Here is a 12,280-nt window from a genome sequence, read left to right as displayed (position 1 = left end):
CGGACCTACGATATTGTACGCGTTATCCTTTCACTGCCGACAGATTGACGCTGCGCATAATAAACTTCTGGAACACCAGGAATACGAAGATCGGCGGAATCATGGCCATAAACAGGATGGTAAATTTCACGTTCGTATCCAGGCTTCGCGCATTCACCACATATTTATAAATGGCGGTGGCCAAGGTGTATTTATCCTCGGTCTGCATGACGAGCGATGGCCAGAACCAGTCATTCCAGGCCGTAGAGAAAATAAAAATAGATAGCGTAGCAAAGATCGGTACAGACAAGGGAATGGCAATACGGATATAGTTAGTCCAGTCCGAGGCTCCATCGATGCGCGCTGCTTCAAAAATCTCCGGATGTATCCCGTCGAAGAAATTTTTGATCAGCAAGAAATAATAAGCACTGGCTCCCGCTGGCAGCCAGAAAGCCCAAAACGTATTTAACAGGCCTAATTCCTTCAGGTTCACAAAGTTCGGAATCATATAGCTGGACGCTGGAATGAACAAGGTCATCAGGATGAAGAAATAGACAAATCGGCCAAGGGGAACCTGGATTCGCGAGATACTGAATGCCGCTAGCCCCAATACCAAAATAGTGACCACAAGGCTGCCGACAAAGACCAGCATCGTATTCTTCAAATAACCCGGCAAGTTCATAAACTCCCAACCTCTGATAAAATTCTCCCAATGCCACTCCTGCGGGAAGAAGTGAGGCGGGAAGGAGTTTACCTCCGGATTGCTCTTGAGTCCGTTGAACATTGTCATAGCAATTGGATATAACATGGTCACAACCATCACGGCTATACATAACAACATGAACCCGTAAACGACTTTGTTGAAGGGCTTGCGCAGATCGGCGGGTGATAAGATGCCTCTTTCCTTCATGCTAGTACTCCTCCCTGTTCAGCTTGAATTGGATAACTCCCAAAATCGCCAGCACAAGGAACATCAACACGCCTAGTGCGGTCCCTGAACCGTAATCCAATTGGGTAAAGGCATATTTTACCGTCAGCAAGGCATAGGTGAGCGTGGCTTTATTCGGGCCGCCATCCAGCATGGCAAGCTGTGATTGATAAGCCTGAGAGGTGCCGATTAACTGGAGAATCAGCATCAGCATAATCAGATTGCGCATCGCTGGCAGCGTGATATACTTGATCCGGCTCCATACCCCCGCACCATCAATTTCTGCCGCCTCATACCAATCTCGGGGAATGCTGAGCACACCTGCCAAATAAATAAGCATCGCCGAGCCAAACTGCTGCCACGTCTCCATGAAGACGAGGGAGACCATCGACCATCTCGGATCGGAAATAAAGGCGATTGGATCAACGCCAAACGAACTCAGCAATGCATTGATAGGTCCTACCGGATCGTACATCCATCTCCACAACCCGTAGAGGACAACCCCCGGCACCACATAAGGCAGATAGGCGGCGATCCGCGCAAAGCCCTGGAAGAATTTCAACTCAGAAATCGCAATCGAGGCGGCGATAGGCACCCAAAACCCGATAACCAGACATAAGAGCATGTAATACAGCGTGTTCTTAATCGAGATAAGCACATCCGGGTTGTTCAGCACCTTGATATAATTATCCAATCCAACGAACGTATTCCCGTTAACAAAATCGATATGATAGAAGCTGTACACCATCCCCTTAATGATTGGAATCCATAAAAAGACGATGAAAATAGCAATCGCCGGAACGAGGAACAAATACCCCATCATATATTTTTTGAATTGCATCCCTCTTCGCGGCTTGATTTGCAGCGGCTTCTCCGCACGCTTATGCTGAGCACGCTTTGGTGTAAAGGTCGTCTCCCCCATCTTCTCCCTCTTTTCTTCATAGTGTCTATCCCTAATTGTAGAAAAGAGGCGGAGAGGCGAACATGTCTAAAACTATGTAGAGTATGCTTGATCTTACTTCTTCAATTCACTGGGGCTGATTCCAAAATATTTTTTGAAAATTTTGCTGAAATGCTCGGGAGATTCATAGCCTACGCGCTCGGCAATCTCGTAGCGGCGCATATCCGTGTTCAGAATAAGCGACTTGCTTTCCTCCATCCGCAGCTTGATTACATACTCCCACAGATTGTAGCCCGTGTTTTTCTTGAACAGATAGCTGAGATAGTTGGGACTGACATGGTTCTCCTTCGCCACCTCATGAATCGTTAAACCCTTGCGGTTATAGTTCTGTTCGATATAGTCTCTGGCATTGTCTACGATCCGGTTCGTCTGCGTATGCAGTTCCTCTTGAGAAGGCTCTTTGGCATAGCTATGCCAGTTGTAATCACCATAATAAAAAATATGGTATTCCCCGTGCTCCCCACTCCATTCAATCGCCTTGTCCGCTTGCAGATTTAATTCACTCAGGAAGCGGATGCCCTTGAGGATTTGGCTGATCCCCACGGTGCATACAATGCCAAGATATTTATGCACATGGTGATGCAGGCTTCTGCCAATCATCTCAAGCTGGTTGATTTTATTGACGCTGGACTCGGCGTATTCCCCTTCACCCCACTGCATGATAATGGCAATCTCCATATCACGGGTGTAGAAGGATAACGCATTCCACTCCTCATGCAGCAGCTCCTTGATGATATTCAGCGCAGCATATTGGAACAATTGAACATCTCGCTCATTGTACCCTTCTGTCTCCTTCCCCGAAGGAAGCGCCAGCTTCATTTTGATCACGGAAAAATAAGGACCCAGCCCCCTCAGCCACTGTGTCCCCTCCCGTTGCCAGACTTCTTCCGTCAACTCCGCGGATGACTCCAGCAGTCGCTGCAGCCACTCCACTCTCTCTGGCCGCGGTTCCTCCATGCGGAAGTTCTCCCGGCTATCCGACAGCCATTCCTCAATCTTCAGGACAGGCTTATCTATCTTAAGCAGCGTATTCCGTACGGAATCGAGAAATTGCTCACTGTTCAGCGGCTTGATAAGGTAATCCCTTGCCCCCAGCCTGATGGCCATTTGCGCATATTGAAAGGTCTCATGGGCTGAAATAATAATGGTCTGCACCCAGGGCTTTAATATCTTGGCTTGATACATAAGCTCAATACCGCTCATCTCGCCCATTTGGATATCCGTTACAATCAGATCGATGTCCTCCATCCGGACATAATCCAGTGCCTCGTGGGCATTAAGAGCAGTAATGATCTGCCCGATCTCCAGTCCTGAGGCCGATAATAGCCCGGTTAACCCTTTACAGATCAACGGTTCGTCATCTACGACCAGGATATTGTACATGCTTGGCTTCCTCTCTTTCGTTTCGTTAGTCCTCTGATAGTTCTTTTCGGGGCAGCGTGATGGTCACGGCCGTGCCTCCCCCCGCTCTTACGGCGTAGTCCAGTCCATATTCCGGTCCAAAGTGCAGCCGAATCCGCTGATGGATATTACGAATACCATAACCTACAGACGGGCTGGGACTTTCATGATTCAACAGTTTATGGATTGCTGCAAAATCAACCGGCTTGTAGCCGTTATCCTCAATAACAATTTGGATGCGATCCTCCTGCGAAACAGCGCGAATCGTGATTTCACCATCTTCGCCCATCTGCTTCACGCCATGCATAATTGCATTCTCGATTAACGGCTGGAGGGTGATCTTCGGTATGATGTAATCATGAAGTTCCGCAGGCACATCCCAGGTTACCCGAAATCCATATTCATAGCGATACTCCTGCAGCTTGAGATAAGCTGCCGCATGCTCAAGCTCCTCACCTAACCGGATCAACTCCCGGCCCCGGCTCAGACTGATCTTCATCAGCTTGGACAACTGCTTGATCATTTCGGCAGAATCCGAGTTCCCCTCCATCTTGCTCTTCCAATAGATGCTTTCAAGTGTGTTGTACAGTAAATGCGGATTGATCTGCTGATACAAAATTTGCAATTGGGCTTCCTTTTGCTTAATGTCCATCTGGTATTTGTAGTGGATAAGGCTGTTGAGTCTACGCGCCATCTCATAAATGGTGGAGATCAGGACGCTAACCTCATCATTTCTGCGCCATTTTGGCGTTTCCGGCACTACCTTCCCCGGCTCATACCTTCTCACAAAATAAACCAAGCGCTGCAAAGGAGTCATCAAGGCTCGCCAGAAATACAAAATCATAATCAGACCAATCACGAAATAAGCAATTGAAATCAACAAAATAATCCGCTTAATTTCGTTTTGCTGCTGGAGCAGTGTCTTCAATGGCACTTTATAGATCAATTTCTGCTGCAGCACCTCATTATAATTAACAACATAAATGAAATTATTTGTAATGATATCCCTGGCGCCAATTCCCGAGCTGAGCACCTCTCCATCGTGTGGCAACTCCAATATCTCGCCTACCCCTGAGGCCGAAGAGGTTAATATCCGGTTCTCCCAATCCGTGAAGTACAGCTCACCATCGGGAATAGAAACCGTTTGCAAAGATTCGCCGATGCGGGCATCTACATTAGATACAACCAATACACCGATCGTGCCACCTCGATCAATATTATTGATCGCTCTGATGTAGGCCAGTGTGTGCTGATTCTTCTGCCCCTGCACAGGCGGAGACAAGTGCTCGATCAACCGCAAATAGCCGTTCCCCTTCTTGGCGACCGCTTCGTCAAACCATTCTGGCTTCTCCTTCTCCAGAAAAAAATAAACCCCGGCCTTCATAGACTCCGGATAATAGGGGGCAAAGGAATAGGAGTTGGAGGGATCATACACAAACAAGGAGTAAAATAACGGCGCCTGCTGATCCGCTTCCTGGGAATAACTATTCAGCAAGCCTTCCAAGCGTTCGTAGTTCTTAACACGCTCCAGCATGCTGCTGTTCACATCCGGGTTTAATTGCTGAACCGTCGGGTGTTGAAATACGGTGGAGGTCACCTTGTTGATCGATTCAATATCCCGGCTAATCAGCTTGAAATTTTGCTTGTTCAATTCAATATAAGCGTTGGATACATTCCGCTTCAAAATTTGATCCGTTCGATAGTTGCCATACCAATTCAATAGAAACAGAGGGATGACCAGCACCAGAAATACCAGGATAATCTGCTGTTTCAAATTGATTTGCTTCAACGGGTTCTTGAATCCTGCATTCATCCTTCTGCCTCCTCCTGCCCTTTAACTATATCAAGATTAAAAACATGCCAGGTATGCGCGTTTCTACGGAAATTGTGGTGTTTCCTCCGATGGCTCACCCGAAGGAACGTCTTCCTTCCTTCTAGTGTAGGTTTTTTTTTCGTTCTTGCCAGTCCTAATTTTTTCACGAGGCTGAGCGAACCACCAGAAGGCGGCGTTGATGCAGGCTATACTGCTTGAATGCGTTGTGTCAGGCACTTATTTTCTGGTGATTCACTGACTATGACCGAGCATGAAGTTAAAGGTAGAGGTCGTAGCAAACCATTAAGAAAGGCCCTCACCACACGGGCAAAGGCCTTTCTAATTATCTTCAGTTATTGTATGTCCCCTGGTTTCTAGCCTTGCTAATGGACTGGCTAGTTAGCTCATTCAGGCCACTTACAACCAGGTCGGCGGCCCCCAGAATGGCGGGATTGCCGATGCCAACGACGCGGCAGCCGGCGGCTTGCCCGGCCTGTACCCCAGCCTCTGCATCCTCGAATACGACGCACTCGGAGGGCGGAAGCCCCAAGGCTGCGCTGGCCGCGAGGAATACCTCGGGGTCCGGCTTCGCCTTGGATACCTTCGTGCCATCGATCACCGCGTCGAACAGATCGCTGATTCCAAGCCGCGCCAGAATGAAGGCGGCATTCTTGCTGGCCGAGCCTAGCGCAATCTTCACCCCCTGCTCCCGCAGCTCCAGCAAATATTCCCTGGCTCCCGGCAATATTTCTGACGGCTCCAGCCTGGAAATATAATCAACATATTCATTATTCTTCATCTCGGCCATTTTCTCGCGTTCCGCTTCCGTGGCCGTTACGCCTCCTACTTCCAGCAAAATGCGCAAGGACTCCATTCGGCTGACTCCCTTAAGGCGTTCGTTATCGGCTTCGGTGAACTCGAAGCCTAGTCGCTCTGCCAGCGCACGCCAGGCGAGGTAATGGTATTTGGCCGTATCCACAATTACACCGTCGAGATCAAAGATGGCTCCCTTCATCGTTTGCAGCATGTTATCCTCTCCTTTTTTAGGCTCAACACCAAAATCAGTGCTTGACATGCTAACAATGAGGCTCTACGGGTCCATTGGGTTCTTCCAATCGCTGTTGTTCCTGGATTTTCCTGATTCAATAAATTCTTATGAAGGTAGCAATCCACTCACAAAGGCGACCACTTCGTTTCTCCAGAATCCCTACGACCCTCCGTTCTATAGCTGTCTTTTATCAAGCACTGATTTTTAGATTGAGCCTTTTTAGGCTCATTAAATAGATAGACTCACTTGTTGTCCCGGCATCACGGCCAATTCCTGTTCACCAATGACAAATCGCGCAGCTCCAGTATTATCTGCCTCGGAACATATCAAAACATTCTCACGTCCAACGCGTACCCGGTAGGCTCCTTCGCGCAGCCGAACTGGGAACTCGACAGCCTGCCATGCGGAAGGCAACGCAGGCTTCAAGGTAGCCTTAACGCCATCGTAGCGCAATCCGGCAAAGCCCAACACCGCCGCCATCCAGGCTCCGCCATTAGCAGCCGTATGCGTCCCGCCGATATACAAATCTCCGACGTATTGCTTTGATTCCCCGGTCAAATCAATGGTCGCCGTCTTCAGAAAGTAGGGGTAAGCCCAATCTGGTGAACCAATATCGGCAGCTACCAGGGCATAGACACAGGAACTTAGACTTGAACCGTGCTCTGTCCGCGGTTCATAGAACTCCCAATTGGCCTGCTTGATCGCCTGAGCATACTCATCCTTATACAAATGCAGCATCAGCACTACATCCGCCTGCTTGAGAATTTGGGTTGTCGTAGCCAGTCCGTTGCCTCCCCCCAGATATTCATGGGGATTGATCATCCGTGCCTTTAGCTCAGGGAGCGCAACGTCCTCCAGGGTAAAGTATCCATCAAATTGCTCGATAATTCCACTAGCCGGATCGGGCTGCGGCACATATAAGCCGTCATGCATATCCTGAATATGCTCGGGACGAATTGAACCCTCTGCCAGCAGGCGGTCATATGTGCGGGAATCATGTTTTTGCAGCAATGCCATCACATCTATAGCAATGCGCAAAGTCTCCTTGACCAGCCGGTTTGTAAAGGCATTATTGTTCACACGCTCATGGTATTCGTCAGGTCCAGTCACGTCAAGAATTTCGTACTGTTGCTTGGAGGGATTAAAGTAAGCGTAAGAATAGAAGAATCTGGCGCACTCCCATACGACTTCCGCCCCGCCATCCAGCAAGATACTTTCATCGCCAGTAAAGACGTAATACTGCCATATCCCGCAAGCGACATCAGCACTGATATGCACCTGCTTATCCCGGAAAAAGGTCCGCATCGGACGTCCGGTAAACACGTCGTTCACGTTAAACAGTGTACAAGCGTCATCCCCTGTCTCCTGACTCTCCCAGGCATAGAACGCCCCTTCATAGCCATATTCCGCCGCCTTGCGCCGGGCTCCGTCCAGCGTGTGCACCCGGTACATCAGCAAATTCCTCGCTACCTCTGGCCGAGTGTACAGGAAGAACGGAAGCATGAACATTTCAGTGTCCCAGAACACTGCGCCCTTATAGACCTGGCCGGATAACCCGCGCGCCGGAATCGACACCTTCTCTGAGCGGTCCGGGGCAATAATATGCAATTGATACATGCTATAGCGAAGCGCCAACTGAGCTTCTTCATCGCCCTCGATCACGATATCGGAGGCAGACCACTTCCGCTCCCACTGCTCGGCATGCTCTTGATAGAGCCTGTCATAGCCAAGCTGCTGCGCTTCGCGGATGGAGGATACCGCCGCCTGGACGGAGCTTGGCTGTACTTCCCCGGTCCCCCCGACTGATCCGGCGACCACGGATACGTATTTGACCCAAGTATACGGCGTTTCAGCCGAAACATGTAAACGAATAATTTGCGAGATGGAGTTGCCTTCCCTTTGCAGCTCCCACTGCTCTCCAAAGCCTTCTGGCATCGTGCTACCTTCCAGCGCTGCCGCGGTAGTGACCGGAACATTCAGCTCATGCGTCCAGCCGGTCAGCGTTAATAGATTATCCGTTTTATTTGAATCCGTATGCCCTACCTTTACCGAGTTTAAGCCCTTGCTTTGACTTGTATTTGTCTCTCGGTTCACCTCGCTCACCAGCCGCTCCAAATGCGGCCCGTTAATGTCCCATACCTCGCCATCAATCCCCGTATTGATCACGAGTTCTCCCTCACGGCTGCTTTGTACAGTAAAACGCTGAACGATCAAGTCAAGCCGTGCCGCGCTGCACCAACGCTCCGAGAACACCGTCACTTGGGCGCCATCCGGTGTGCTGAATACCGACTTGCGGCGATGTACAGCGTGGAAGATATCCAGCGACTGCTCATGTTGGGGCAGTTCTACCTGACCCGCCTTCGCCTCCAGCACACTAAGCGGAACGCCGTTCCAATGCAGCTTTGTCATTAAGCCATTGGGCGCATTTACCGGCTCCCGCCACTGGTCGCCAACCTGATCATATAGCCCGGCGATGATCGTAGCTGTCAGCTCTTCTTTTCCGAATTCCTCCAGGGTTCCCCGAATTCCCAAGGCTCCATTCCCGGTCATGAACTTGTTGCCGTTCATCGCAATCCGCTGCGGGTCAAACCCGCTCTCCTTCACGATCCAGCTCATGAGACAACCGCCTTCCGCACAGGCCCCTGCATGCCCGCTTCGTCAATCACACAGACCTCTCCATACAGCATAATTTCCACCGTTCCACCGGATGCCTCAATAGACACGCTTTCCTGAGTAACCTTGACCAGCAGCTTGATACCGCGGTATGTCACCGGGAAGCTGTAGCTGTCCCAACGCGCCGGAATGCTTGGATTCAGCATGAGCTGTTCCCCGTCCGAGCGCATGCCGCCAAAGCCATACACGATGTTCATCCACGCTGCGGCAATGGAAGTCGTATGCAGCCCTTCCCGCGTGTTCCGGTTGTAATTGTCCAAATCCAGACGTGTAGCAAACTCAAAGAAGCGGTATGCTTCATCGGAACGTCCAATTTCTGCCGCCAGGATCGAGTGAATGGAGGGAGACAGAGAAGACTCATGAATACAGCGCGGCTCATAATAATCATAGTTAACCTGCTTCTCCCGGGCGGTGAATTCGCTGCTATAGAGAAACATGAACATCAGCACATCGGGCTGCTTGATCATATCATAGCGGTACAAGCGATCATACGACCAATGCGAATACAAAGGGAACTCCGTGACTGGAATAGCGTGGATATCCAGATGCGGCAGGTCAAAGAAACCGTCATGCTCCTCATAGACCCCCGTCCGCTTATCCTGCGGTATTTTCATATGCTGAGCCTTATTCCGCCAGTCCTCCTGCTCTTCTGCGGTCAATTCCAGACGTGCCTCCAATTCCCGATAAGCCTCGGTGGCCTCCGTCCGCATCGACTCCAGCACCTCCAGCGTGTACTCGAACAGCTTCTTGGCCATAAAATTGATGTAGCAGTTATTGTTGACCATCAATTGAAACTCATCGGGACCCATGACGCCGTAGTAGCCATAAAGCCCCGTTTGCGAACCCCACTGCCCACGAGTCGCGTAAAATCGGCTGATCTGGATGAGCATCTCTGCCCCTTTCTCATACAGAAACGCCGTATCCCCCGTAGTTCTCGCATAATGACGTAATCCGTAAGCCACCGCTGTGCCGACATGCAATTGCAGGTTGGAATGCTGCCACAGATCGCAGCTTTCCGTCCCATCGATGGTGGCAATCGGGTAGAAGGCCCCCTCGCAATCAAGCTCCTTGGCTCGCTTCAAAGCTTCGGGCAACGACTTGTAGCGGAACTCCAACAGACTTCTCGCCGCCTTCGGATTGTTAAAGATATAGAACGGCAGACAGTAGGATTCCGTATCCCAGAAGGCCAAACCACGATAAGCCTCCCCGGTCAGCCCCTTCGCTCCAATATTGAATCCGGGGTTGTCCCCATGATAGGTCTGATACAATTGGAAAATGCAAAAGCGAATGCCTTGCTGGTTCTCAGGATCTCCCTCAATTGCAATGTCGGAATCGGCCCATACCTGCTCCCAGTAGCTGCGCTGCTCAGCAGCAACCGCCTCATATCCCCTATGGACATGTTTGACCGCTATCTCCATTCCCCTTTGCCAGAGCTCATCCGTGCTCTTGGTGTGGTCCTTTTCCGCCACATTAACAACAAGCTTGTCAATTCGGGTTGCTGTTCCTTGCTCCAGGGCCAATACCAGTTCCCGGCCAATGTAGCTCTCGTCCTTCACCAGCTTGCTCTCAAGCGCTTCGCCAGCTTCTACCCGAAATGCAGAGAACAGCCGATTGCCTGTGTTCGCGGTCTCGCCAAGCAATCCGGCAATTTCACCAGATGCTTCCCCTTGCTTCCGAACCTGCCAATAGCGACGCCCCTGATCCTCATGAAGCACGGCCAAATCCAGGCCGGTACGCACGCTCACCGTGCCTGAAAAATTCAGCGGCTCCAAGGTGATTCGCTGCGCTCCCAAATGGGATACCTTCATACTAACCAGACGCTCAAACGTAAGTCTAAGATCCTTACCGCCAGCCGAATGCCAGACAAACTCCCGAGTGTAAATCCCTGTACGAAAATCTACTTCCCTCCGGAAGCCACTGAATTTGCTCTTCGCCAAATCCAAAGTTTTGCCATCCAGCGTAATCCGCGTATGCAGCCAATCCACCGCATTGACCATAAAGCGCAGCGATTTAATAATTCCTTTATAGTGGGCCGTAACCGGGCTCTCCTCAAATAAACCATTGAAGTAGCTGCCCAATAGCGTATCCCCGCTATACCCTTCCTCCGGGTAACCTCTAACCCCCATATATTCATTGCCCAAGGAAAAAATCGACTCACTCACCCGATTGCGTTCAGCATCAAAGCCTTCCTCCACAACCTTCCAAGGATTGACCTGCAAATATTTATCCGCAATTTTCGGCATGCTCCACCCTCTCCTTCTGTTTCATCCCCTCTTATTTGGCCTGGCTTGCTGCAACGTGAAATAAGCAAAGCCACTCCCCTCCAGCTTACCGAACCCTCTCACTTCTCCAAATGTCCAGGAATAAGCAACTTATGTGTAATCATACGGAATAGTCGAATAGGGCCGCCCCATTGCGGGGCGACCCTGTCAAGCACAATACTTGGCCCCCCTATCGGGTAAGCCATAGACCCAAGTCAGTAACATCACCAGCTTATGCCATATCGTTTATAACCTGCAGCCTCCATCAGCCCGAGCATATACCCGTTGCCGAATAAGCGCCCCATGATTTCATAGCCGGGAAATTCATTTTTCTCTCCAGCCATCGTCGGTACATGATCCGCACGGACCGGTCCGTTATATCCGATTTCATAGTAGGTTTTCATCGCTGCAAACATATCGGTCTTGCCGTCATCATGAAAGGTCTCATGAAACTTGTCCGCAGTTCCGCTAACATCGCGAAAATGCACAAAAAATATTTTATCCTGCCTGCCAAATTGCCGAATCGCCTTGGGAATATCATCACCCGCTGTAGCCAGCGTGCCTTGACAAAAGGTAATCCCATTATAGGGGCTGGGCACCAGATCAATCGCCCGCTGCAGCGCATCAGCATTGCGCAATATTCTTGAAATGCCGCGAATAGGCGAGATCGGAGGATCATCAGGATGCAGCGCCAGCTTAACCTTGGCCTCTTCCGCAACGGGAACGACCCGTTCCATAAAATACTGAAGATTGCTCCACAACGTCTCTTCGCTTACATGTCCATGTGCGGTCAGCGGCTCCTGTTCCATTTGCTTGTGATCGTAGCCCGATACCAGAGCTCCGCCGCGAGTGGGTATATCCAAGGCCGAACGAAACCAACCAAATTCGGCCATAAAATTATAGCAAAGCACCGGTATCCCCAGCTTGCCCATCCCTCTAATTAAAGTCTGGAAATAAGCGATTTCCTCATCTCTTCCCGGCAAGCCAAGCTTGATCTTGTTGGAAGGCGGCATGCTTTCAATAACGGTTACCCGCAGCCCCCCTTTCGCATACATTTGCTGAATCCGGGCCAGGTTATCGTATTCCCAGGCATTCCCCTCAGTTAATGAAGTCAGCGGAACTACAGCGTCAGTAATCCCCATCTGTTTAGCCAAAGACCATAATTCGCATTCATAATCATGGAAAAAATAAGCCTCTGCCACCTGCATTCTCTTCA

8 protein-coding genes are annotated in these 12,280 nt (G+C 50.3%); all 8 read right to left on the bottom strand.

Going from position 1 to position 12,280, the window contains the following annotated elements; all coding sequences use genetic code 11:
• Positions 1–22: 22 nt before the first annotated feature.
• Positions 23–889 (bottom strand): carbohydrate ABC transporter permease, encoded by an 867-nt coding sequence (locus tag C557_RS0119110; RefSeq protein ID WP_018753480.1) that lies wholly within the window; start codon positions 887–889, stop codon positions 23–25.
• 1 nt (position 890) lies between these two features.
• Positions 891–1,829: a carbohydrate ABC transporter permease gene (locus C557_RS0119105; protein ID WP_018753479.1), complete on the bottom strand. Its 939-nt coding sequence runs from the start codon at positions 1,827–1,829 to the stop codon at positions 891–893.
• A 93-nt stretch (positions 1,830–1,922) separates the two neighbouring features.
• The gene (locus C557_RS0119100) at positions 1,923–3,251 is read right to left on the bottom strand and encodes a response regulator transcription factor (protein WP_018753478.1); all 1,329 of its coding nucleotides are present in this window, start codon (positions 3,249–3,251) and stop codon (positions 1,923–1,925) included.
• Positions 3,252–3,276: 25 nt separating this feature from the next.
• Positions 3,277–5,082 (bottom strand): sensor histidine kinase, encoded by a 1,806-nt coding sequence (locus C557_RS0119095; RefSeq protein WP_018753477.1) that lies wholly within the window; start codon positions 5,080–5,082, stop codon positions 3,277–3,279.
• 349 nt (positions 5,083–5,431) lie between these two features.
• Positions 5,432–6,109: a beta-phosphoglucomutase gene (pgmB, locus tag C557_RS23815; protein ID WP_018753476.1), complete on the bottom strand. Its 678-nt coding sequence runs from the start codon at positions 6,107–6,109 to the stop codon at positions 5,432–5,434.
• Positions 6,110–6,358: 249 nt separating this feature from the next.
• Complete coding sequence (locus C557_RS0119085; RefSeq protein ID WP_018753475.1) at positions 6,359–8,746, bottom strand: glycosyl hydrolase family 65 domain-containing protein; 2,388 nt, start codon at positions 8,744–8,746, stop codon at positions 6,359–6,361.
• Positions 8,743–11,046, bottom strand: coding sequence for a glycoside hydrolase family 65 protein (locus tag C557_RS0119080; protein WP_018753474.1), 2,304 nt, complete (start codon positions 11,044–11,046; stop codon positions 8,743–8,745). Before C557_RS0119080 ends, C557_RS0119085 begins: the two co-directional genes overlap by 4 nt.
• 242 nt (positions 11,047–11,288) lie before the next feature.
• Entirely contained in the window at positions 11,289–12,272 is a 984-nt protein-coding gene (locus C557_RS0119075; RefSeq protein WP_018753473.1) for a mannonate dehydratase, read from the bottom strand.
• Positions 12,273–12,280: the final 8 nt, after the last annotated feature.

The sequence above is a fragment of the Paenibacillus sanguinis 2301083 = DSM 16941 genome (assembly GCF_000374825.1).
GTDB lineage: Bacteria > Bacillota > Bacilli > Paenibacillales > Paenibacillaceae > Fontibacillus > Fontibacillus sanguinis.
The sequence above is the reverse complement of the archived record's forward strand: the minus strand, read 5'-3'. Positions and strand labels throughout refer to the sequence as shown.

Excerpts from the sequence above, each read along its gene's own strand:
- C557_RS0119080 (WP_018753474.1), bottom strand. The coding sequence starts at position 11,046 with ATGCCGAAAATTGCGGATAAATATTTGCAGGTCAATCCTTGGAAGGTT.
- C557_RS0119095 (WP_018753477.1), bottom strand. The coding sequence starts at position 5,082 with ATGAATGCAGGATTCAAGAACCCGTTGAAGCAAATCAATTTGAAACAG.
- C557_RS0119100 (WP_018753478.1), bottom strand. The coding sequence starts at position 3,251 with ATGTACAATATCCTGGTCGTAGATGACGAACCGTTGATCTGTAAAGGG.
- pgmB (WP_018753476.1), bottom strand. The coding sequence starts at position 6,109 with ATGCTGCAAACGATGAAGGGAGCCATCTTTGATCTCGACGGTGTAATT.
- C557_RS0119110 (WP_018753480.1), bottom strand. The coding sequence starts at position 889 with ATGAAGGAAAGAGGCATCTTATCACCCGCCGATCTGCGCAAGCCCTTC.
- C557_RS0119075 (WP_018753473.1), bottom strand. The coding sequence starts at position 12,272 with ATGCAGGTGGCAGAGGCTTATTTTTTCCATGATTATGAATGCGAATTA.
- C557_RS0119085 (WP_018753475.1), bottom strand. The coding sequence starts at position 8,746 with ATGAGCTGGATCGTGAAGGAGAGCGGGTTTGACCCGCAGCGGATTGCG.
- C557_RS0119105 (WP_018753479.1), bottom strand. The coding sequence starts at position 1,829 with ATGGGGGAGACGACCTTTACACCAAAGCGTGCTCAGCATAAGCGTGCG.